The organism is Bacillus sp. EB106-04-02-XG92 (genome assembly GCF_058791995.1).
The window spans coordinates 76,574-99,088 of the sequence record NZ_JBYTEA010000016.1 but is presented as its reverse complement, the minus strand read 5'-3'; the positions used below and the strand labels follow the sequence as shown (position 1 = coordinate 99,088).

The following is a 22,515-nucleotide window of genomic DNA, read 5'->3' as shown; positions in this document are numbered from 1 at the left end:
TCGTAATGGAGAAGAATCCGCTTTTGAAATTGTTGGTAAAAATGCTAGTGTAAGTGCAAAACACATAGCTAACATGCTCATAAATTTTTTCATATTAACAACCCCTTAGGTATTTATTTAACATCCTGTATTTTACAGGTTAAAAATGTAAATTTCAATATTGTTATATAAAGAATAATTATGTAATTATACATATTTAATATAAAGTACACCAAAACTCAGATACATAAATCCCTCGCTGTTACATTGGGGATACGAAAATAACTACAAGAAAAAGGCGTCTACAGAAAAAATTTCTATTCTTATATTTGTAGGATAGTTTTAGATAAAAAAACAAAGAGTTCAGTAATGTATATATGTCTTAATGTAAAATATATATTGCATTTATTCTGCTTGCAATTTAATATATAGATTATAAGATGTTGTGGTATGAAGTTAACTTTACAAATGAAGTTTATTTAATGTTTGTAAGTAAAGAGAAAATGGGAAGAGTTAAAAAAGTCTAACTCAACAGGAGTTGGCCAATGTTGTAAACGTTACGCGACGAACCAGTAGCCTTATTGAAAGCAATAAGTGTAACCCTTCTTTAAAGCTTTGTATGCATATAGCTAAAACAATAGATAAGAATTTAGATAAATTATTTTGGGAGGAACTCTAAAATGGAAAAACTAAAAAAATGGTTTTCACTCAGTACACACTCAGATGAAAGAATTCAACAAATCGAAATGAAAATTTGGGCGCAATCTGGAATTATTGTCCTACTTTTAGCTTTTATAGATGTTGTAATAAGGGGAGCATATCTACATCGCCCATTCATAGAATGGATTGCTTCATTAGCCATAATAATTTGTTATATGATTTTCTTCTTTATTAAATCTATTCTAACTGGAGTTTATGAAACAGATATTAATAATAAAGAGCAATTAAAAGAAAAATTAAAAGAAAAAATGAATAATACCTTTATTTTTTGTTTTGTCGCAATAGGTGCTACTACATACAAATATTACTTCCCTGAAGATTTCGGTGGATGGTTAGCAGCAATAGCAAAATTCATTATACTTTTCGTTTTCTTATTTGGTATTGAATATCTTATTACAGTAATAGCTTGGAAGAGATCTAATAAAATTTAATAAATATAGACAAAAAAGCTTATCCTTTAGTACTTAATGATAAGCTTTTTTATTATTTTTCTATCGCTTTTTTGTTTTTGTGGTACCTACTTCTCTTAGGTTAATAACGAGGTGGTGGCATCCCATTGCTATTGATTTAAAAGAATGACGTCCACTTTTTATAAAGAGGTTTTGTATAAAAATAATTTTTTTCAGATATTCTCCTTGTGGGAGCAGCGGTTCTAACAACAATCAGTTATAGGGGGCGTGACATATATCCATCAAGCTAAAATTTTGAAATACCCACAAAAAGAAAATTTTTATCTCTCTACACCAATTTATGAGAATTCATTTTTTTCGTTTTCAGGATAATGAATTTCTTAACTTGATGGCAATGACCTCACATTAATGTATATGGATAGTTACTTTTAATTTATATATTAATCTTAATGAATATATAAATTGAAGCATAGGTTTATGATAAACGTATGTAATATCCGTCATCCTGTTCATAAATGTGCCCTGAATTTAATAGTATTTCTTTTGCTAAAACCATACTAAATAAGGGGCGGAATAAAATTAAAAGTAAAATAAACAGAATATTCAAAAATATATATATCAACTTATTTAAAGGTTAATCTAATGTAATACCATGATACCATGGTTTTACATTAGATATAGATAATTTTGGAAAAGGGGAAGATTCTATGAATGTTCAATTAGAAAATGAACAAATAACAAAATTATTAAACGACTGGTATCAATCCATGTTAAAACAACAATTAGTTAAAGCAAAACAATTAAAAGAGTATATAGACAATGAAATTAACAATGTCAAAGAAAATCAAAACATACTCTTATATTATTCTTTATTAGATTTTAGATACAAAGCATTAACAGATTGGATAAGTATTAACGAAAGCAGTTTTGATGAAATGGATAATTTCACAACTCCAGCAGATGACTTCCTGGCTTATTATTATCACTTCTTTAAAGCATTCCATTGTACTTTAACATCCAATTACACTGAAGCAAGTGAACACTATGAAAAAGCAAAAGAACTATTAATACATATTCCTGATCCAATAGAACATGCTGAATTTAATTATCGAATGGGATATTTTTATTATCAAATCTATAAACAAATAATAGCTCTTGATTATATAAAATTAGCTAGAGAAGAGTTTTTAAAACATGAAGATTATGAAATAAATGTAGCACTTTGTGACAATTTTATAGGTCTGTGCTGTATTGATTTAAAACATTTCGAATTAGCTGAGGAGTCATTTAATAAGGCACTAGACACTTTCCAAAAAAATAACCATAAAAATTCTATCCTTATGGTAAGACATAATTTAGCTTGGTTATATTCAAAACAAAATTTATCTAAACTCGCGATTCGTCATGTATCTGAAGTAACAAAGAACAATCCAAACCATTTCAAAGCATTTTTCGTAGAAGCATATGAATACTATAAGATAAATGACCATAATTACAGCGATCAACTAATTCAAAAAGGATTAAAACTTAGTAACGATTTTAACAATCAAGAATTCCAACATCGCTTTAAAATTTTAAAAGCCCTCAACAACAACGTCCCTACATTAACTTTAGAAATATCGATTTCAGAAGGAATTTCTTATTTCAAACAAGAAAAACTATGGGAATGCGTAAAAGAATATGCTGATATCTTAGCTCTAAAGTTTTATGAAGAAAATAACCATAACAAAGCAAGTCAATATTTTTACATGAGCAATACAGCTCAAAAAAATGAATTAGAAAAAGGAGCGTTAAAATAATGAAAAAAATCTATCTAACTATACTTGGAATATCTTTGATTAGTATCTTATCGTTAGGGTTAAACGACTCTTTTAAAAATCAAGCTGTAAATATAGGAGACGGTGGAGGTGCACCAGCAAGACCAGATTATTTATTACAAACACACGCTGACTTATAAGAAAAAAACACCTTCATTCTGAAGGTGTTAGATCAAACTAATTTTTTACTTAAAAAGCCCTGAAATATTAGGGCTTTTTCTTTATATAGAATTGATTTCAAAAAAAGGCACTCTAAGGTGCCTTCTCTGACTTGATAATTAAGCATTATGATACTACAAGAATCTAATAGTATAGGCGAATAGATATGGTATTTTAATTTTAATAAATGACCAGTGAAATCGATAACCCTTGTTATTTTTTTATATTATTATATACGAGCATTGAAAAACTTGTAATTACGATTAGTATAAGCATAGTTCTTTCAACAATAGAATTATAATTGGTTAAATAATCTATCAGTAAATATAACGGGAAAAGTAAAATAAAAAATATAATTTGTTTTTTTGTAAACATTTTAAAAATACCCCCTGTTAAATTATATAATTTTATTTTATACCAAATTTATTATATATAACATAATTATACCTTAAAATCTATAAAAAAGAAAAAATATATATAATATACAATATTGTAAAATATTTCTATTATATGTTAATATTAACTATGTAGTTATCAATCTATGGATGGGGGAAAACTAATGTTAAAAGGTAAAAAAACAATTATTACAATGCTATGCGCAACTATGTTAGGTACAACATCTTTAATGGCTACATCAGCGAAAGCGGAGACTGACACAAAGTTGGAAAATTCAATTACTGATTTTGGTATGAAAGATCTTGAACTAAACGATTACCAATTAAATGAGTTAAAAAATAATAGACCTATAACGATTTCTACTGCTGCTGCTGAAATTAGAATAGAACCACAAAGAGCAGGTGCAAAGGTATTTAATATTAAAACTTACTTGAAAAACAGTTATTGTAAGGATGTATTGAAAAATTACAATGCTTGGAACTCTACTAATAAATGGGCGAAAACTGTGAAGTATATAGTAAGCCTTGCTCCTGCTGCAGGATTATCAATGTTTATGTATGACTTAGGAGCAGATAGGATTATAACACCGATTAAATCTGCAGTTAAACAAGGTAAAGGTGTTGAAATGTCTTATAAATATACAATACCTGTTGGAACCAATATAGGAGAAATAACTAATTCAAAAGTTACTGTTAAATAAAAATAGGACAACCCTATAATGAAGTTAGCCCTTTCAAGTAGACAGTATTCAAAAAACACAACTAAGCAACCTGAGTTTTATATTTATAGGGACTCAGGTTATTTAGTTTCTTTTGGAGCCGTTGGTGATTATAAAAGTGTATATATTTGCGCACAGCAAACTTAACCTCATCAGCTGTGTGGAAAGAGTGTAAATAAAAACACTCTGACTTAAAGTGACTGAAAAAGCTTTCTATATAAGCACTGTCCCAACAGTTTCCCTTTCTGGATATACTCGTCTTCATCTGATATTTTTTAAGTAGTTGAGTTGGTTAAATTGACGAGATGTGTACTGGAACCCCCAATCACTATGCAGGAGAATCCCTTTCACGTTTCGTTTTTTTATTGCCTTTTTTAGTGTGTCTAGCACTAGTTTCAGATCATTTCTACGGCTAATTTCATAGCAACAATTTCATTGTTGTATAGGTCTTTAATAACGGATAAGTACAATCTCTGTCCATGGAAAATCAAATAGGTAATATCTGTTACTCATTTTTTGTTTGGTTTGGAAACTTGGAAATCCCTGTTCAGATGGTTATCTAAAATCACGTAAGCTTCTTTCTTCCCTTAATAAGGTCTTTTTCTCCTAATAATAGCTTTGATCCCTAGTTCCCTCATCAATCTTTGTATACGTTTGTGATTAAAGTGAAGGTTATAAGTGGCTTTCGGCCAAATTTGTACTCTCCTGTATCCATAAATACACTTAAGTTTTTTACGACACTCTAGTATCATAAAGAATTTCTTAGTCAGTGATTTTTTGTACAAAGAGTATTTGTATTTCTTTATAGAAAAAACTGCCTCCCAATCGTTAGAAATGTCTAACAGTTGGGAGGCAGTTTTTTTGTGCTCACTATAGTAGAGCATAAAAAATTTAATCACCATTCTTTTCATTTATATCATTACGAAGGTGAATGGGTAAGAACTTCGCTAAATATGTCCCTGTTCTTTTAATTTGTATAATTACGGAGGTGTAACAGAAAAGAACTCCGCTGAATTTTATCTTTATCGGTTTTTTATTAAAAATCATTAATTAAGTAAAATGCAATAATTTTACTTAATTTAATAACTATTAAATCATAACATAAAAATAAAAATATACAAATAATAAAATATTGAATATTGATTATCAAAATTATTGGTTCGATTATTATAGGACTAGTTGCAGTTTTTATCGGAGTTATAATGGCACTGTTTCTGGATCATGTAGGAAATAGAAATAGGGAAATTAAGTGAAAATATTGCTTGATATTTCATCATTATCCTTTTTCGTTTTATAAGCATTCCTGTTAAATTATATAGTTGAAATTAACGATTTACATCTTGTATCAATAATAATATTTAAATGGTAATAAATTAGCAAGAGATCTTACAGGTGAAATAAGTGGAGAATATGATGTTCGGCGTGCTTGGGAAGGTGTAGATTCGTCTACGGGAGAAAAACTTGGTACTCTTGACAGAGTCATAGCTGGAGGTACGGCGGTAGCAGGCATTACACCAATCGGAAAGTTGGTTAAAATCGGTAAAGGTGTAAAGATGTCAGCTAGTGCTGTTAAAACTGTAAAGGGTGCTGAGTCGAATTATGTGCTTTTTAATAAAACGCATATACAATCAATGCCTAAACCAAAAGGGAAAGTTCAAATGGAGGAAGGTTACAATCTCATCACGGTTTACAAGGAAAATGGGCGGAAGCAAATTTAAGTCAATATGGATATGATCCAAAACTTGCACCAACAGTGACGATTGAAACAGGAAAGGAGTTACCACATACTATTATTACTAATGCGCAGAACTTGAGACGTGATGAACGTGTAGCCTTAGGAAATGGGAAATGGAGCTCTTCGTTACAAGAGAAATTAAAGAATATAGTTTCTGATTTTGAAAAAGCGGGATTTTCTAAAGAAATTATTAGAGGAACTTTAGAACAACAATATAGAATGCTTGATAAGTTAAAAGTAAAATATGAAAGGATTGAGTATTAATGAGTATACTTGAGAACTTAAATGCAGTTTTCACTTTAGAAACACAAGAACCTCCAGCAACTAAAGAAACGATTCAAGAATTACAAGGTTTTTCATCAATAGATGTTCCCTCAGATTATCTAGAGATAATTCAACATTGTACAGAAGCGGAGATTAATGTAAATAATGAAATATATATCCGTATTTGGAGTCCTGCGGGTTGTATAGAGATGAATGAAGCTCATAATATTCAAAAATATATACCTAACTCACTTGCAATTGGTGATGATGAAGGTGGGAAAGTGCTATTATATGCAAATGGAAAAGAAGGATTCGGATTGCATATGGTAGATTTTGGAGATTTAGATATCGAAGAAGCAATTAAAATATCACCTTCTTTGAAACTGTTATTAATGGATGGGATAGGTGTAGAAAAGTTATTGTTATAATTTTAAGGACATAGAATACCACTGTATTCTGAAAAGGTAACGTTAAAGCATGTCTTATAAAACTTTATTTTGTTAATAATTATTTGTGTTACGCATTATAATGGGGCATTGTTTAGTAGATATGTTATTTCTCCTTTGGAGACAGTTTACACATTCATATTTATTTCCCTCACCCTATTGGAGTATATTCCCATAACCTTACCATGTTAGCGGAATTCCAAGGTGTAGTTGTTGTTGAAAAAATAAAAATTGAATATTCAGTTTTGTATTGACTGCTGTGGATTTTATTTACTTGGTTCTTTTATGTGTACCTTTTGAAGTGTCGATGTATGAAATGATTTAAGGTTTGGTTAATATTTAAATAATAAAATATAAGAATTGATAAGAGTTCTGTTCAGTTTAACTTCTAGTAAATGTATTTTAGAATTAATTATGAGAACTTTTTATAAAGAAATGGTGTCTGTTGCAAATGTGGAGAAATATAGAAAATCATCGAAAGTGATTTCGCTTTGGGTTAACTTAGTATTAAGGTAACTTTCCTAAGTAAGTATTTAAGGGGTGAATAATTTGAATTTCACATATAAGAGGCCGTTAATTTTTATAGTCCTACTGTATATTGTATTGATAGCTTTTAAATATGCAAATCATAATCAAATTAATTGGTTTGAAAATCTTATAAAAACACTATTTATAGTAGTGTTTTTTGAAATTATGATGTGGTTATTTTCTTCAAAAAAAACAACCTCTAGGAAAGGAAGGCGTTTTTAATTTTTACACTTGCTTATTGTGTTTCATTGTGTGAAAATAACCGAAGAAATTATTGAATACAGTACTGATAAATGATAATAGAAAGTGAGCTTTTGTGATGATACCTTATTATATAGAGATAGCTCATGAGATCGCTAAAACTGCCCATGGTGGACAAGTAGATAAAGCAGGAATTGACTACATCAAACACCCTGAAGCAGTTGCTAGCTTTGTAAATACGGCCGAAGAGAAAGCTACTGCTTATTTGCATGATGTTCTGGAAGATACAGAGATAACTGCTAATGATCTATTAAGTGCTGGTATACCTCATAATATAGTTGAGGCAGTGCAGGTACTGACAAAAGAGAGATACACGCCTTATTTTGAATATCTGAGCAAAGTGAAAGAAAATTCTCTTGCCCGTACTGTCAAACTTGCAGACTTAAAACATAATTCTGACCGCTCACGACTTGCTAGGATAACAGATAAAGACTTAAAACGATTGGAGAAGTACCGTAAAGCGATTCAGTTTTTAGGGGAATAAAAGAAATAGCAACTTCTATAGTGGCAATCTCTTAGAATACTATTTGTTTGAAGAAAATGCTTCTTGCAAATTTTTAAAGGTATTAAATAACGATTTTTAGGTTGCTGTGGAATAAAAAAATAAGAGACTCTATTCTGATGAGGGAATCTAGAATAGAGTCTCTTATCATAAGTCTTAAAACATCAATTCAGGAATATGCAAATGATTTTTAAATAAGTTCCAAGTCTCATCTAGAATGGGTTTTGGTGGTATGTAAATAATTGTTCCATCTCGACCTCTTGTTAAAATAACTCGATATGCGTTGAGCTTAATTTGGAACGGATCTTCGACACCCCATTGATAGTGCCGTCCCTTCCAAGTTCCATTCTGTAGATATAGATCATCATCCCAATGAACGAGCGTCATATCTAGTTCAAGTCCCTGTGTTTGGAATTCAGTTGAACTAAAGTTGAGCGCTCTACAATAGTATTGGGATTGGGGATAATTAAAGTATTGAGCGATCTTACTAGGGCGTTCATATCGTTCATCTCTTGGTAGAACAGGGACTTCTTTTTGATGATCAGCGCCACCAGCACAGACAACACCAACTGTTTTAGTATCATCCTGATAAAGCTGATGTAAAGTGAGTTTGGCTTTGTTTAAATCACGTGTAATAAAAAGTTGATAATGCTCTTTCGGTAGATAATGAATTAGTTGTTTTGTTTGATTAAAATTAGCATCTAATAAAGTATTAATAATTTCATAGTATTTCAAAGCTGCATGAGCACGGAAAGCTGAGTTTAAATGTAGCTGAGAATGTGTTCTATAATGTGCTGCATTTGTAAATAAAGAATTAGGATATTTAGAGTGAACAGTTACGTTTTTTCCAGCAATCGCATGATTCCACAGAGCGAGACCGCCTTCTTCTCCAGAATAGATCTCCTGTCCGTCACCAATTAAGCCAATTGTTACACTCCAAGGTTTATTGTTTGTTGCAATATTCATTATAATATCCGGTTCGCTTAAGTTTTGGGCTTTTCGATTTCTTTTAGTGAGCGATTGATCGACTTTTTTTGTATCCCATGCTCGTTGGGCCTCATCAAAAATGATGATTTGTTCCTTTGGAATCATTTTCTTTTCGAGAAAGTCCATTTTATAGCCATATAGGCCTTGTACAAAGGTTCTATTTTTCAACGTATCTTGTAATACGTCTACTAATGGACCGTTACCTGATAAATAAACTGCATTTTTCATCTCATGTGCAATGGTTAGACCTAAATATGTTTTACCTGCTCCTGGCTCGCCAGATACTAAAATGAGATGATGGGTATTTGTATGTTGGGCTTCTTCAATGATTGAGCGTACAGTTTGTTGTACTTCTGGAAAATTACTGCTTGATACAGCTTTAATGTCAGGGAGCGGTTCATTATTTAAAATGGAACGAGCAGTTTCTAGCATAGAAGGTGAGGGTTCATAGACACCTTCAATTATTTCCTCTAGCGTTAAAGTTGGTACTTTTGTTTTATTGATTATTCGTTTAAGAATGCTTTCCAATCCATCAACTGTTGAAAGGGTTACTTGATAATCTTTTTGGAAAACCCAGCGTTCGCCTTCATAGTTTGTAAGCAGTAAAACACCTATGACTTGCATGTTAGATTGTTGAATAGCTGAGTGATAATGTTCAAGATCACGCATATAAAGGGATGTTTGGATATATTCAGAAGGCGAAACGTTATTATAACTTTTACATTCGAGAACGATCAAATAACCATTAATCAATAAAAGTACATCAGGACGACGACCGCCTCCGCGTAAAATTTCATATTCAAAAATAAGTGATGCATTTAAATTAGAAAATCGGTTAAATAAATCTTGTAGTTTATTATAGCTATCAATCCATGCTTTCTTTTGAGAAGATATTTTTGGATCGTTTGTATTGGTTTTATAGACATGATTTAGCAATTGTTTAACGAAAAACTGTACATCTAATTGCTTAAATTGTTCAATAGTTCCAGCCCAGCCATAGTTCAAGATAAAGCCCCCTTGTGACGTGGTTTTATATATGTATATCCTTATTATACGAAATAATATAACTAGTGGGGAATAAGAAAAGAGCTATCCTTGTATTTGAAGCATTTTCTTCCTCAATTTCCCGATTAAAATAAAGAGGGAAATTGAGGAAGGGGAGATGAAGTAAGCTAAGATAGAGTTGTTTTAGTAAGTTTGCTTCATTTTGCAGCAATAATTATAAAAATAATATTTGTGATGCTATATCATAAAAAACAATCTATTTTACTTGGTATTATTTTGTATATTAAAGCTTATCTTGATGATTAGATATAGATAGTAAAATTCACGCGGAAATTAAATTTGATTTAAAAACTCTCTTAATATTATATTAAGGGAGTTTTTTTAAATAAGGGGTTGTTAATTATATTACTGTAGCAGAAATAAAAAAGAGGGACTTCGTACTATAACACAAGAAGAAATTAAAATTTATAATTTAAAGGGGGCGGTATGAAAGTTTTCAAGCTTACAAATAAAAAGGCAGTTATTTCGATTTTCTTTTTTAGAGTCTATTCCTTCGCTAGAAGAATATAGTAGATTACAAAGATTGGGGTTCAAAATTAATGTGAGATAAGCATAAAGAACTTTGAAGAATTTGTCATTATCATTTTACTAACTATCAAATGCATGTATGTTTGAATAAATGAAGTCAGTGTGTTTGTGAAGTAAGATAAAAGCCGTTTCCTTTAGTATAGGCAGTTTTAGGGTAACATTGCATTTTGTATCCTTTTTTTATAAATCAATGGTTTGTTTTAACCATTCTAGAGGTGTTATCTTTAATCCCTCAAAATATATTTCATCTGCAGCATCTAGTATATATTCTTTGTTTTATTCTTTTGTTAGCTCTTGAATTACCTCTTAATGGAAGAACTAGTTGCATTAGTAGCTATTAGCCATGCGGGTGTTAACGTATTCCCACGCCGTGTGATCTTACACGTTGTGATGTTATTATGAGATTCAGAAATTGTGAAAGTGGTTCGCAATCAACTATTAAATATCGAAGAGAAAACGAAAAGTGAAGCTAGAGTCGCGGATATTGATGAAGAAATAAAATTACAAATGGAGGTAGGACAAGCATTTATGTCGGGGGATATCAATGCGTTAGCACAAGCTAATGAAAAATTAATAGAGTTTAAAAGTTGTCATATCACTAAGATTGAGAACAAGTTACAAGAACAAAAGACGGTAAAAAACGTCAGCAAAGAAGAGGTGCAGTATAAAACTCCTGGATAGATTCTTCGCAAGCTTGTTAACCGGTATGCTGTAGTTATTCACGTTACCATTTGGACAAATAAAGGTAGCAAGACCGTTGCATCATCTTGTAAATAAGTTGGGAAAAGGAATTGATTTGAAATCTCGAAGAACTAAGGAAAGAAGAGGTAACCCTAGGTCGTCGTATATAAGTGCTATCGGTCCTGAAGAATATAAAATCATTATTCCTGCAATGGTGGGAATATGTATGAGTAGTGGAGTGGGTGTTTCCGATATTCTGAAAGATGCTTAAAGGCAAAAAAGCCGCGATCTGAAATCGCGTTTTTTTTGTTAATTAGAGTTTCTTTCTATATTAATTGTGATGCTAGTCCTACGGGGCTTAGGTTTTTGTTCAGGCGTCACTTCTGTTTCGGCTAACTTTTTACATTCCATATAAAGTTTAGAAGAAGAATCGTACACGTAGAATAATTTTTCATTCGAATCCAGTTCTTTATAGAAGACTAATCTATTTTCGTCCATTTGATAATCATATTTTAAATTAGCTACTGACTTAAATGTCTCTTCAGAAATAGGTTGTATATTATATTCGTATTTTGTATTTCTAGCGGTAGTGATTTTGTGGAGTATAAAGAAATATAATTGGCTAAATACAAAAGAAAGTAGTGGTATGTTCAAAAAGAAAGCCAAATACTGTTTACTTATAATATATTCACATGAAATTGAGAAGATTAAAAATATGCTAGTTAATATATGAAAAATGAATCCTTTCAAATGCCAGTTTGTTTTAATAACCCTTTTAAATGGTTTTATAGGTATTAATGTAACAATGAAATATATAAATAAAAAGAACCATATAATAGCATTCAAAGTGAATAAGATAGAGTTTCGATATTCGTGTAAAGCCGGATAGAGGAGAAAGCTATAAATAATATATACAAGAGTTCCTATAAGAATGCCTATTGTATAAGACCAAAACTTCAGTTTTAATTGATTAGATTTATCTTTAAAGCGTCCGTCAAGTGCGTTGGTTGTTGCTACATTAATAAATTGATTAATAATGTATATGAAAGCAGCTGTAGTGGCACCTAAAAGTGCTACAATGACGGGAGAAAATTTGCTTATGGTTTCAATGGATAATTCGTTAAACATTTCATTTGTTCATTCCTTTTACGTAATATTTGTATAAGGTATTATAACAATTTTAATGGTTAACAAAAAGAAATTTTTGGTTTTTATCAATGTTTTTAATTCTAATTTGTTAATTTTAATTGTTATTGCATAAATAATGTATGCAAAAAGACGGGGCTATTACGCCTTGTTTTTTTCTTTCAGTACCGCTAACCCAGATAAATAATAATTTTTATCAATATAGTGTCACGTTTTAGGAATAAAAGTATTATAAGGTTATTTATTACTGATTTATCAAGCGAAGGATTCTTCCATAAGTATTTTTGTGATTTAGAATGGGACGGATTTAGCGAATAGTTTGTAAATACTCCTAGCTTCATTGATTTAATGGAGAGGACTCATAAAGTTTGGGAGCAAGCTAGCGAAGAGCATGGATATGTTTCTTCTAGTATTGTTGAACAAACAGCTTCATTGCTGTCTGATGAAATGTGTCTTGCGGTAGCGGATTTCCTAATAAAGACGGATTTAGAGACATGGGCAGGAGATGCAATTGTGACGGAAGTAGAAATTGAAGTTGTTTAAATATTATAAGAGATATAAAGTACCGAAGAGCTCGTAGGAAGTGAATAGTATAAACCGCTAAATGAAGAGTATTGCCCTAAATGAAATCAGGTCTTTTTTTGTTTGTTCACAATCCGTCACATTTACGACTTTAAAGAATGTATGTTCGAGATATGAGAGTATTGTAAAGAAAAACACTATTGGAGGTTTTATCAATGGAATATTGTTTTGAAGAAGATAAGTATGTTTACAGTGAAAAAGATGTGGAGTCTATGTTTGAGAAGCATTCAAAGGAGGCAAGAAGCATTGAAGAGTATCTTTATATTTTAGAACTTGAAAGTTTCTTTACTTTTTCGACTCAAGCATTAAGTCTAAGAAAGGTGGTTGAAGAAGAAATTAAAAGAGTTGTTCAATTATCGGACAAAGAGAAATATATACAGGTTTTTAAGGAAAATGAACAGAAAGAATATGAAGAAATAAAAGGCTACGTTGATAATTTATTTTCTTCTTCTCGGATATTCCGCAGTGACGAGAAGGAAGTTGCTGCGGGATATATTGTCTTTTGATCGTGCTTAACGCTCGGTCTTTTCTTTGTTATAGAATAAAATCAATATTTTATATATCAAAAAAAGGACCTAAGTGGTCCTTTCTTAGCTTCATCAACTAAAAGCATAAAGTTTGCTTAAATATATAACATTATGTAGCACCAGCCATAAAAGGTTTTTTTAGCAAGAGCAGTGTGTTGATCCACTATTAGGTCTCCATCCTCCTGGTGAATAAGTTAAGTGTACTAACTGGTCACTTGGAGGAATTACATTATTACATCTGGTACAGAATCTCATACTATCAGGGTGTATTTTAAACTCATTACAAGGCCTTGATTTTTTAATTTCACTACTTCTTACGAAAATGAAATTACGACCAGTAAGATTACGATAAACTGGCTTATGTGCTCCGTCATTAGAACCATGATGTGGTACTGTTACTAAAGTATTACCAGAGTTAAATGGAATATAAAATTTGAAATTTGAATCAGCTGTAAATACAACATTTGGTGAGACAGAATCTAAATCATTATATCGTATAACTAGACTATCCGCGTTAATTCTTGTATAGTGGAAAACTAGTTCTTTTTCATCTGAATAAGGAACAATTCTACGCTTAACTTTTCTACAATTGATTCCATATATCTTGTGGTCTATCTTCTTCCCCCAATAGGTATCAGTAAGCTCTAAAAATATTATTTTTTCAATGATCCCCAAAAGTACTAAATGATGGCATATTCTAACCAATCTACATATTCTATATATAGATGTATCAAAATCTACCTTGTCGAGTTGCCCCCTAATATTTCCATCAGATTCAATTACTATAGATTCCTTTTTTTTCTTTTCTCTTGATATGATTAATTTTCGTGCTTGCATCCGTTTGGTTATTTCAATTCGAGGGAAAATATCGGGAAGCCATATTTCTTTAATACGAATTGAGGGTTTAATGTTGTATTGATACTCATAAAGTAACTGATCAAATAATTTAAGAAGTCCGGATATATGATCCTCATCATAGTGGGTACATAGAACCACATTTAAAGTTGGATCCTGTGCTGGTAATTTTCTTTGAATTTGAGGGAGAATGTTCAATTTACCATCTCCACCATCTACAAGTAAATTGAAAGTGCCATCATTAAGTAAAAACGAGTCCCCAACATTGACCGGAAAAGCATAAAAATCCATAAATCATAGACCTCCCAAACCTTTAGTATTTCTCTTGGAACAATTTCATTACTACATATTACCACAGAAATTAGTATAGAAGTAACCAGATTATAAACAGCTATCCTTTTCGATAAAGATAATAAAATTCTCATTTTATAATAGAAAATTGTGGTATAATGTTATTATCAGTTGTGCAACATGGGCACTGATCGTGGTACTTAAGGGGACAACGTCCGCCTGCCAACGGAGCTGTATATGGTAAGAAAAGTTGTATTCTCGGTAGTTGTGAGTTTCATGATTGCTTTTACGCCGCCTCTGGGCGTGGACAAATTCGAAGTCGTGGGGGTTCTGCCTCCAAGAGTAGAATGGGTGAGAAAAGAGGGAGAGTCTCCGTAAGGGGCTCTTTTTTTTTATGCAAAAAACGAAGAAGCTCAGCTCCCTCTTCATGATTTCTTCTTCAAGCAAGTTCCGCCATCAACTTCTTCAATTAGTCGGTTATCAAGTAGTAACTTTAAGATACTGCATGCATAGTCTTTTCTTCTATTATTAACTATCCTGATTGATGGAGAAAGAATTGCTATTTTAAGTAGATAAAAGAGCTTAATATATTATAAATATAAAGTTCGCATTTTATATACTCTTCTAATGTTCCAAATTTGGAAAACCTCTATGAAAAATAAATTTTAAAAATTGCTCCGTTTGATTTACGTTTTTCATTTTGCGTATATAAACATAAAGTGAGGGAAATAAATCAATCAATTGGAGGAATTAATTATGAATAAAAAAATTGAAATCAAATTTAGAAGAATCGATAAGTTGGATAGATATTTTACTCAAATCTCAAACAACGTGTTTTACCTAATATATTTAAAAGTAATGATATTCCGTGTAACTAATGCTATTAATTTAAAAGTGAAAGGTGCTAAAATATACAATAGTTGGATTTGTTTTACAAATCGCTAATTTTAATAATCTAAGGAGAAATTATTATGTTTTTAAGTTCAATTGTTAGTTACTTAGGTGCATGGGAAGAGTTAAATGAAAAATATCCAGAAGAATATGCAGATATAATCAGATGTATAGAAAACTTGCATATATTAAAGAAAGAGGGAGAATTAAAGAATTATAAAGTGAGCAATGACTTTTTGAATTCATGGGAATTATCTTTAAAAGAGTCAGGTTGGTTACCTAAAAGAAATTCTGGATTAGGTGCATATTTTAAAAGTATGGTAGCAGTTAGATTATTTATGGGGGTCAGAGAAATCGCTAATTCATGGCTGTTCTCAGCTAGTAATAAAGCGATAAAAAGAAGTGCTTGTGAGATACCAATTCTCATTTTACTTACACAAGAAACGCTGGGGAGTTTTGAAAATTCAAAACATCATATGCAAATGCATTTTGAAAGATTTTTATTGGAACTTCAAGAAATAGCTCCTCTTAATCTAGAATATCCTTTTCTTATTTTAGCAATATCTAATCGAGAAATGCCTTTAGAAATGGTGGAAATGCCTAGTAATATAGAGGGGTATAACGAAAATATAGTTATGAATAGAAGTATTGAATTTCCTCCGGAATATTATCAAGCAGGATTAGGTATACTTGGTTATTTTCAGAAGGTACTTAAGGAAAAGTATCCAGGAATTCAAGCAACTGTAAGGATCATCCAAGATGGTTTAATAGTTAAAATGATTGTAGAGACTGAAGATGGTAGCAAACATATTGTTGAAAAGGCTTTGGAAGAATATGATTTAATCTTAAAAGGTGAAATTAAACCTGAAGAATATTTCGATGCCTCTGCACAAATACAGATACTTGAATTAAAGAATGAATTGAGAATGGCACAATTTCGTATTGAAAGTCAAAAGGAATTGTTAGCTTATCAAAAAACTCAGATAAAGGAGCAACAAATTCAAACAAGTACACTTGTAGAAATAATAAGTAAAGGAATCTCAAAACCAGCTTTGCCTGCTATTCATGTTTCACCTGTAATTACAGTTGAAACTTCATTAAATCAACATACAATACATAATGAATTAAAAGAAGCTATTGAAGTAATTCGAGATTTAAAGCAAGTTGTAAATTTTCCGGAGACTGTCGAATCATTAAATGAGATAGAGGAAGCTTTGTCAGAAGCTGATGCAAATAATATAAATGATTCTGCAGGTGTATCTAAATTGCAAAGTTTGATAGAGACAGTTAATAATACTGAGAGTGCTGTCAGTAAGTCTATTGCGACGACAACTGCAGGAGTAGAATTGGCAAAAAAATTAGCTAGGAACTATAACAAACTTGCTCCATGGTGCGGATTACCACAAATACCATTTATAAAATAAACTATTAATTTTATTATTAATAGCTTATAGAAGAAAGGGAAAATACATCCTAAAAAACGGATATACTTTCCCTTTTTATGATAATTCTACATATTTTCTCGGTTAGGTTCCTTAATACATTCTTAATTCCTAAATATGTTATTCATCAGCTTTTAATAAAATCTACTAATAAATCTTTAAATGACGTGAGTTTATCTGGTTGGTTTTTTAATATATCACTCACAAGTTCTTTTCCATGTCTCACTTTATTATAAGTAAGACCATATTCAAGGAATAGTAATTCTAAAACAGAACTACCAATTACTTGTTTTAGTGGAGTGTGGATAGAACCACGAGTTTGATAATGTAATTGTTGTAATAGATTCTAACTTTACTTACAATAAAAATCTACTAACAAGCAAAAAAGATTACCGTTATAGTAATATTAAAATGCTCTATCAGATGGTAACAAGAGCTAGAAAAAAACTGCATATTATTATTATTGATAATGAGGTCGTTTTAGAGAAATGTTTAGAAATCATGCAATCTAATAAAAGAGGTAAAAACTACAAAACAGAAAAAAATCATGCTAAACAAGTTTTAGCATGAAAATAAGTGATTTAAACAACTCTAAGGGTATTTTAATGCGAGGCAATTAAAATATGGTGGAATTAGCTGAAAAACTTTTAATATATTTTTTATGCCGGAGATATCCCATCGCTATCAAGCTAAGAAAATCAAATATAAAAAGAAGAGGACAATTCACCTCTTCTTTTTTGAAATTTATTTTAAATAGTATTTTTGCTTTTTTTAATTTTTCCATTCATCGTCATAAGTATCAAGTGAGAGAGGTATAAACACCCCATTTTGACTATCTCCATAGTAAACCCTGTTATATTCCACATTAAAACCGTTTGCCATATAGAATATAGCCCTTCTTACAAGCCGTAATGTTTCATAAGTAGCCCATTCTAAGTCTGAATAGCTTACTATATACTCATACTTATTATTATCTGCTAATTCTTCGCTAAATGATATATCGTATGATTCAAGAACTCTAATGTATCTATGTTCAATACAGTTACGTAATAGCCGAATCACCCTCATATCGCCATTCTTAAAATCTAAATCCTTACTTAACCAATACAAGGCATTAAACGGACTTCTTAAGGCTACATCTAACTCAATTTCTTTGTACCACTTATGGAAGTCTATCTGTTGAACCCGGATGTTTTGTTTATGAAATTTACAGCAAAATAGCCCTATCTTATCAAGCACACTAAACGCTGTCTTAAGAGATGTTTTCAGTAACTCAGTCCGGTATCCTACTGCAGGATAGTCAAGAGTATTAATAAGAGTATTATAACGTTGCGACTCATGCACTGTCATATCATCTCTCATACAATCTATTCGATACAGGAAATATCTGGAAATGTTGTATTCTTGCTTAATGGTATTGAACCAAGAGTAATATTCCATATTATTCTCTTTCTTAAAGTAGCTTACACCCATATTTATCATGTGAACATCATCTATATTGCCTTTCTTATAGATTATATTCACATAATTAAGAGCTAAATTCCTTTCTGCTGACCAAACCTTATAAACATCATCCACATCACTGTTCTCTGACCAAGGTTCATTATCAGATAAATGAGTATCAACAAAATTCTCCATATACCTTTCACATTCTTGAAAATGTTGTAATGAGTCAACAGGTATAACATCAGGGGTTGCACTTGCACATACATCTTCCAATTCAGCAAGACCTTTTTCAATCAAAAATCTCATGACTGTGCGATCAGTTATTCTTTGTGCTAATGATATATGTTTAATAGCTAAGTTACCTCTTGCCATAGGGAAATGGTCAACTAAGTGCTCAACCTTCTTTAATTCTTCAATAGACTCAACTATTCTCCCCATTTCAATATATACATTTGATAAATTCACATAAATTTGTGACACAAATAAATTATCAAGTTTCTTGCTTAGCTTTGATAACCTTATAGCTAAGCGATAGGCTTTTATCCTCAGGGCATAGTTGTTAAACACAAAATCATCATAATCTTTATATTGTTTTACTAACATGGAACCATCATGTATTACTTCGAAGTTAGTGTCTGCCATTATTTTTAAAATGGCTTTATAATTAGCTTTAGTGTATAGGTAGACAACTTTAAGATCATTCTCAAGTTGTTCAATATTAATTGCTCTAAATTTTTCTTCTATCGTTGAAATATAATTTAGGGCATCCTTATCTATACTAGTTCTATTGGATAAAAAATGTTCATCTAATTTGTCAACTAATAGACCTATATCATGTAATTCAGCCATCAACTGTTCATTCATTTATTTATTAGCCCCCTATAATGCAAAATTATATATATTGGTTAAACTAAATTCTGCCTTTATTCATATTTTATAAAATATCTTAAACAAACATCAATATAAATAATAAATTATAAAAACATATATAGGTTAATGGATTAGGATTGGTAAAGGATGTTGAGGGGGATTTTTGTGGAGAAAATTATATAATAAGAAGAATTAATGAACTACTTTAATATAGTAAATAATTCATTGCTTGTTATTTAAAAAGAGGATGCATGATGGGTTGTTCAGCGGCAGGGTTTATTCTTCACGTAATATGATTTTATACTACTTATTCTAGCCACTTCAGTTTTTAGATAATTTAAGTATTTTTATCTTTCCTAATTTGAGTACTTACCTATACCTTGTTCACTTTCTTCAACTCATCAATAGTTAAAGTGTTTCCTATATTACTTTTAACTTATCTAGGTTTTATAATATAGATAACTATGATGGTGAAGTATATTTATGATTATTAGAAATAGAAAGGGTGTTAATATGGATTATATAAAAATATATAAGATGCTAAAAAATTTAGAGTATTTAGTTCAATGGGGAGAAGTGGAGTGTAAGGAGAATATTCCATATAAGAAATATGGTATGGGGAAGGATACTATAAATATCATAGGAGATGAAGCTCTTGTTCAATATAGTAAGGTTGCTAGATATCTATTGAGAAGTGATCATAGCATATTAGAAACAGTCACATTAGAAGATATAGAGGATGAAATAATACTACTGTTGAGAAAAGCTAAGAAGGAAGAATTAAGTATAGAAATGATAAAGGGTATATTTTCTAAATTAAGAAAACAGCCAATCAAAGAGTATGAGATATTTTATCCACTTTATGGCGTAGTATATTGTAAAGAGGAACCAATTCAATTAGGACCATTTACCATTTACAATTTTGAAATCCATCGTGAATTTTTGTCAAAAAAGTATCCAAAAAGTGATTTTGCTTTTAAATTAAAATATGATGAAGTGAAATTGAAAGATAATCAGGTTTTATTAATAAGTGTTGTTGTAAGTGCCAGAAATCATAAAAGTGCTAATGAAAAAGGAAGAGTTAAATTAAGGGAATTTGAAGATGCTATTAGATTTATGGTCGCTAATTTTAGAAAGCATTATGATGTTGGTGTATTTAACTATAATAGCTATCGATGGACTGATGGAATCATTGTTTCGTCAGATGAAGTCAGTACCAGTGCACAGAGAACTGGAGCAATGAGCCAAATATTTCTTAATCAACATCAAGTGGTTAAACTTATGTCGCAAAATGGAAATGATAGAATTTGGTCATTACTTGCCAAATCAAATCTTAATGATATTGAACAACGGATAATAAGTGCAATTAAATGGGCTGGTAAAGCTTTACGAGATGAAGAACCAGCAAGAGCATTTATACAATATATGTTTGCTTTCGAGGCACTTTTACAGTTTCAGCAAAGAGGTCAGCTTGTTTCTCCTTCAATTACGTATCAAATTTCTGAATTTGTTGCCTTTATTGTTAATGAAAGTTTAGAAGATAGGATAACAACAGAGAAAATGATTAAGGATTTATATGGAAAACGTTCAGCTATTGTACATGGGGGAAGTACAGAAGTAAGTGAGGATGATCTTTTGCAAGCATTCTCTCTATTAAAGAATATAATAGTTATTCTTTTAGTTCATGAGGAATTTAAAAATATAAAAAGCATTCAACAATTAAATGAATGGGTAAAAAAACAGAAATATTCATAAAATTTAATTGAATTGCTATTAGGACGCATATGGATAGCTTTATTTTGTTGTGAATAGACATTTTATAGATTTGGAAGAAGAGCAAACTGATAAAGGTATTAGCAATGAGAAAGAAGTTGTGTGAACTTATTTAATGAACTTACAAGAAAATTAAAAGTCAATAATTATTGAAGATGGTAGATGATTATCCCTGCATTTTGAAAAGGGAATTGTTCGTCAAGAACATAGTAATTTAAGGGATTGTACAAAATACTGTTTTGTTATGCAATCTTTAAAAAATGATTTTGTTCTTTTCTCTTTTTCTAGATAATTAGTTAAATTGATATATTATATTTTAGTGTTTATAATAAAATATTTTTTATTGGCAATTAGGTATAAAAAAGAGTGTAAATATTTAAAATGTACCCTATAGAATAGACACTTAAAAAAAGTCTATTCTATAGGGTATTTCTTGTATAATGAGAGAAAAATGAGAATCGGAGAAATTTTAAAATGACGAAAAAACTATTTACAGAAAAAGGAGTTCAAGCACTATCAAAAAATCGATACGTAAAATCAGTCAGAAAGGGATTACTTATACAGATGAATTCAAACATGTCTTTATTGAAGAAAATGAAAAAGGAAAACCACCTCGTATTATTTTTGAAGAATTTGGATTTGATATAGATGTTATCGGTCTATAACGTGTTGTGTCATCAGGGAATTCCTATAAGGAAAAGGGTGTATTGAGGTTAAGAGATACACGTAAGGAGAACTCCGGAAGAAAGTCAGAAAAAGAACTTACATTAGAAGAGAAATGTGCACGTTTGGAAGCGGAACGAAACGTATTAAAAGCCGAAAATGAATTGTTAAAAAAGATTAAACTTATGGAAGGAAGGATGGGAAAGAAATAACGTTACAACCAAGTCAAAAATACATATTAATTCGTTCTATTATTAAAAAATATAGCCTAAAAAATATGGTGAGATATTTGTGTGAGATCGCTGGTATTTCGCGCTCTGGGTACAATCATTATTTTCCGCTACATCTCAAAGTCAGCGAGAGAAAAGAACGCATCAAGATGAAATGGCGAAAGAGCTCATAGTAAAGGCATTTCAATTTAAAAACCGATAGAAAGGGGCTCGTCAAATTAAAATGATATTGGCAGGTCAATTTCAAGTTGTTTACAATTTGAAACGCATTCGAAGAATCATGGGAAAATATAGGACTATCTGTCCCATTCGGAAAGCAAATCACTATAAAAGAATGTTGAAGGCGACGAAAGAACAATTCGTGGTACCCAATCAATTAAAATGAGAATTTAGGCAAGGTGTACCTGGAAAGGTACTTCTTACAGATATCACATACCTGTTTTATAGTAAGAATCAGAAAGCATACTTTTCCACTATTCTAGATGGGTCTACGAATGAAGTTTTGGCTTATCATGTTTCAGAACGGCTTACTCTAGAGATCGCAACGACAACTCTTCGCAAATTAAAGAAGATGCCCCCTGTTGAATACAGAAATCATCTTCT

General features: G+C 30.8%; 18 protein-coding genes and 3 pseudogenes. 15 read left to right on the top strand and 6 right to left on the bottom strand.

Annotation, left to right across the window (positions count from 1 at the left end):
- Window positions 1-461 precede the first annotated feature (461 nt).
- The 5 genes and pseudogenes from AC3WVA_RS26255 (at window position 462) to AC3WVA_RS26235 (ending at window position 4,181) form a co-directional block, all read left to right on the top strand.
- A pseudogene (locus tag AC3WVA_RS26255) lies at window positions 462-658 on the top strand (helix-turn-helix transcriptional regulator).
- Between the two features lies 1 nt (window position 659).
- Window positions 660-1,130, top strand: a complete 471-nt coding sequence (locus AC3WVA_RS26250; RefSeq protein WP_492322311.1) for a DUF6773 family protein — start codon at window positions 660-662, stop codon at window positions 1,128-1,130.
- A 686-nt stretch (window positions 1,131-1,816) separates the two neighbouring features.
- Window positions 1,817-2,908 (top strand): response regulator aspartate phosphatase, encoded by a 1,092-nt coding sequence (locus AC3WVA_RS26245; RefSeq protein WP_492322310.1) that lies wholly within the window; start codon window positions 1,817-1,819, stop codon window positions 2,906-2,908.
- Window positions 2,908-3,066 carry a Phr family secreted Rap phosphatase inhibitor gene (locus tag AC3WVA_RS26240; protein WP_000725639.1) on the top strand — a complete coding sequence of 53 codons (159 nt, stop codon included), beginning with the start codon at window positions 2,908-2,910 and terminating at the stop codon, window positions 3,064-3,066. The genes AC3WVA_RS26245 and AC3WVA_RS26240 overlap by 1 nt, the downstream gene beginning before the upstream one ends.
- Window positions 3,067-3,644: 578 nt before the next feature.
- Window positions 3,645-4,181 (top strand): hypothetical protein, encoded by a 537-nt coding sequence (locus tag AC3WVA_RS26235; RefSeq protein WP_429604418.1) that lies wholly within the window; start codon window positions 3,645-3,647, stop codon window positions 4,179-4,181.
- 61 nt (window positions 4,182-4,242) lie between these two features.
- Here the strand turns inward: AC3WVA_RS26235 and AC3WVA_RS26230 are convergent, their stop codons facing one another.
- Both AC3WVA_RS26230 and AC3WVA_RS26225 read right to left on the bottom strand, forming a co-directional pair.
- Complete coding sequence (locus AC3WVA_RS26230) at window positions 4,243-4,464, bottom strand: IS3 family transposase (protein WP_492322309.1); 222 nt, start codon at window positions 4,462-4,464, stop codon at window positions 4,243-4,245.
- A gap of 322 nt (window positions 4,465-4,786) precedes the next feature.
- Window positions 4,787-4,951: a helix-turn-helix domain-containing protein gene (locus AC3WVA_RS26225; RefSeq protein ID WP_492322313.1), complete on the bottom strand. Its 165-nt coding sequence runs from the start codon at window positions 4,949-4,951 to the stop codon at window positions 4,787-4,789.
- A gap of 609 nt (window positions 4,952-5,560) precedes the next feature.
- Between AC3WVA_RS26225 and AC3WVA_RS26220 the strand changes: the two are divergent.
- From AC3WVA_RS26220 to AC3WVA_RS26210, 3 genes and pseudogenes are all read left to right on the top strand, one after another.
- Window positions 5,561-6,198: pseudogene (locus AC3WVA_RS26220) on the top strand (pre-toxin TG domain-containing protein); the annotation flags it as partial.
- On the top strand, window positions 6,198-6,626 hold the full coding sequence (locus AC3WVA_RS26215) for an SMI1/KNR4 family protein (protein ID WP_492322308.1): 429 nt from the start codon (window positions 6,198-6,200) through the stop codon (window positions 6,624-6,626). The pseudogene AC3WVA_RS26220 and the gene AC3WVA_RS26215, both read left to right, overlap by 1 nt.
- A gap of 865 nt (window positions 6,627-7,491) precedes the next feature.
- Complete coding sequence (locus AC3WVA_RS26210; protein WP_227601818.1) at window positions 7,492-7,917, top strand: GTP pyrophosphokinase; 426 nt, start codon at window positions 7,492-7,494, stop codon at window positions 7,915-7,917.
- Between the two features lie 174 nt (window positions 7,918-8,091).
- Here AC3WVA_RS26210 and AC3WVA_RS26205 read toward each other — a convergent pair whose 3' ends face one another.
- Window positions 8,092-9,927 carry a DNA/RNA helicase domain-containing protein gene (locus tag AC3WVA_RS26205; RefSeq protein WP_492322307.1) on the bottom strand — a complete coding sequence of 612 codons (1,836 nt, stop codon included), beginning with the start codon at window positions 9,925-9,927 and terminating at the stop codon, window positions 8,092-8,094.
- 1,002 nt (window positions 9,928-10,929) lie between these two features.
- Here AC3WVA_RS26205 and AC3WVA_RS26200 point away from each other — a divergent pair.
- On the top strand, window positions 10,930-11,196 hold the full coding sequence (locus tag AC3WVA_RS26200; RefSeq protein ID WP_492322306.1) for a hypothetical protein: 267 nt from the start codon (window positions 10,930-10,932) through the stop codon (window positions 11,194-11,196).
- Between the two features lie 309 nt (window positions 11,197-11,505).
- Here AC3WVA_RS26200 and AC3WVA_RS26195 read toward each other — a convergent pair whose 3' ends face one another.
- A complete protein-coding gene (locus AC3WVA_RS26195; protein WP_492322305.1) occupies window positions 11,506-12,324 on the bottom strand; it encodes a hypothetical protein in 819 nt (272 codons plus the stop codon).
- Between the two features lie 366 nt (window positions 12,325-12,690).
- Here AC3WVA_RS26195 and AC3WVA_RS26190 point away from each other — a divergent pair, with 366 nt between their 5' ends.
- On the top strand, window positions 12,691-12,885 hold the full coding sequence (locus AC3WVA_RS26190) for a hypothetical protein (RefSeq protein ID WP_492322304.1): 195 nt from the start codon (window positions 12,691-12,693) through the stop codon (window positions 12,883-12,885).
- A 194-nt stretch (window positions 12,886-13,079) separates the two neighbouring features.
- A complete protein-coding gene (locus AC3WVA_RS26185; protein ID WP_492322303.1) occupies window positions 13,080-13,430 on the top strand; it encodes a hypothetical protein in 351 nt (116 codons plus the stop codon).
- A gap of 159 nt (window positions 13,431-13,589) precedes the next feature.
- Here AC3WVA_RS26185 and AC3WVA_RS26180 read toward each other — a convergent pair whose 3' ends face one another.
- Entirely contained in the window at window positions 13,590-14,597 is a 1,008-nt protein-coding gene (locus AC3WVA_RS26180) for an MBL fold metallo-hydrolase (protein WP_492322302.1), read from the bottom strand.
- 756 nt (window positions 14,598-15,353) lie between these two features.
- On the opposite strand from AC3WVA_RS26180, the gene AC3WVA_RS26175 reads away from it, so the two are divergent.
- Window positions 15,354-15,542, top strand: coding sequence for a hypothetical protein (locus AC3WVA_RS26175; protein WP_492322301.1), 189 nt, complete (start codon window positions 15,354-15,356; stop codon window positions 15,540-15,542).
- A 26-nt stretch (window positions 15,543-15,568) separates the two neighbouring features.
- Window positions 15,569-16,912 carry a hypothetical protein gene (locus AC3WVA_RS26170; RefSeq protein WP_492322300.1) on the top strand — a complete coding sequence of 448 codons (1,344 nt, stop codon included), beginning with the start codon at window positions 15,569-15,571 and terminating at the stop codon, window positions 16,910-16,912.
- Window positions 16,913-17,701: 789 nt separating this feature from the next.
- Here AC3WVA_RS26170 and AC3WVA_RS26165 read toward each other — a convergent pair.
- The gene (locus AC3WVA_RS26165; RefSeq protein ID WP_492322299.1) at window positions 17,702-19,240 is read right to left on the bottom strand and encodes an LA2681 family HEPN domain-containing protein; all 1,539 of its coding nucleotides are present in this window, start codon (window positions 19,238-19,240) and stop codon (window positions 17,702-17,704) included.
- 489 nt (window positions 19,241-19,729) lie between these two features.
- On the opposite strand from AC3WVA_RS26165, the gene AC3WVA_RS26160 reads away from it, so the two are divergent.
- Both AC3WVA_RS26160 and AC3WVA_RS26155 read left to right on the top strand, forming a co-directional pair.
- Window positions 19,730-21,001, top strand: coding sequence for a hypothetical protein (locus tag AC3WVA_RS26160; RefSeq protein WP_492322298.1), 1,272 nt, complete (start codon window positions 19,730-19,732; stop codon window positions 20,999-21,001).
- Window positions 21,002-21,493: 492 nt separating this feature from the next.
- A pseudogene (locus tag AC3WVA_RS26155) lies at window positions 21,494-22,495 on the top strand (IS3 family transposase); the annotation flags it as partial.
- Window positions 22,496-22,515: the final 20 nt, after the last annotated feature.

What these genes read in the sequence shown, in the direction of transcription:
- AC3WVA_RS26235 (WP_429604418.1), top strand. Translation starts at nt 3,645, where the DNA reads ATGTTAAAAGGTAAAAAAACAATTATTACAATGCTATGCGCAACTATG.
- AC3WVA_RS26160 (WP_492322298.1), top strand. Translation starts at nt 19,730, where the DNA reads ATGATTATTAGAAATAGAAAGGGTGTTAATATGGATTATATAAAAATA.
- AC3WVA_RS26165 (WP_492322299.1), bottom strand. Translation starts at nt 19,240, where the DNA reads ATGAATGAACAGTTGATGGCTGAATTACATGATATAGGTCTATTAGTT.
- AC3WVA_RS26230 (WP_492322309.1), bottom strand. Translation starts at nt 4,464, where the DNA reads ATGAAGACGAGTATATCCAGAAAGGGAAACTGTTGGGACAGTGCTTAT.
- AC3WVA_RS26240 (WP_000725639.1), top strand. Translation starts at nt 2,908, where the DNA reads ATGAAAAAAATCTATCTAACTATACTTGGAATATCTTTGATTAGTATC.
- AC3WVA_RS26245 (WP_492322310.1), top strand. Translation starts at nt 1,817, where the DNA reads ATGAATGTTCAATTAGAAAATGAACAAATAACAAAATTATTAAACGAC.
- AC3WVA_RS26195 (WP_492322305.1), bottom strand. Translation starts at nt 12,324, where the DNA reads ATGTTTAACGAATTATCCATTGAAACCATAAGCAAATTTTCTCCCGTC.
- AC3WVA_RS26180 (WP_492322302.1), bottom strand. Translation starts at nt 14,597, where the DNA reads ATGGATTTTTATGCTTTTCCGGTCAATGTTGGGGACTCGTTTTTACTT.
- AC3WVA_RS26185 (WP_492322303.1), top strand. Translation starts at nt 13,080, where the DNA reads ATGGAATATTGTTTTGAAGAAGATAAGTATGTTTACAGTGAAAAAGAT.
- AC3WVA_RS26190 (WP_492322304.1), top strand. Translation starts at nt 12,691, where the DNA reads ATGGAGAGGACTCATAAAGTTTGGGAGCAAGCTAGCGAAGAGCATGGA.
- AC3WVA_RS26170 (WP_492322300.1), top strand. Translation starts at nt 15,569, where the DNA reads ATGTTTTTAAGTTCAATTGTTAGTTACTTAGGTGCATGGGAAGAGTTA.
- AC3WVA_RS26210 (WP_227601818.1), top strand. Translation starts at nt 7,492, where the DNA reads ATGATACCTTATTATATAGAGATAGCTCATGAGATCGCTAAAACTGCC.
- AC3WVA_RS26175 (WP_492322301.1), top strand. Translation starts at nt 15,354, where the DNA reads ATGAATAAAAAAATTGAAATCAAATTTAGAAGAATCGATAAGTTGGAT.
- AC3WVA_RS26215 (WP_492322308.1), top strand. Translation starts at nt 6,198, where the DNA reads ATGAGTATACTTGAGAACTTAAATGCAGTTTTCACTTTAGAAACACAA.
- AC3WVA_RS26250 (WP_492322311.1), top strand. Translation starts at nt 660, where the DNA reads ATGGAAAAACTAAAAAAATGGTTTTCACTCAGTACACACTCAGATGAA.
- AC3WVA_RS26225 (WP_492322313.1), bottom strand. Translation starts at nt 4,951, where the DNA reads ATGATACTAGAGTGTCGTAAAAAACTTAAGTGTATTTATGGATACAGG.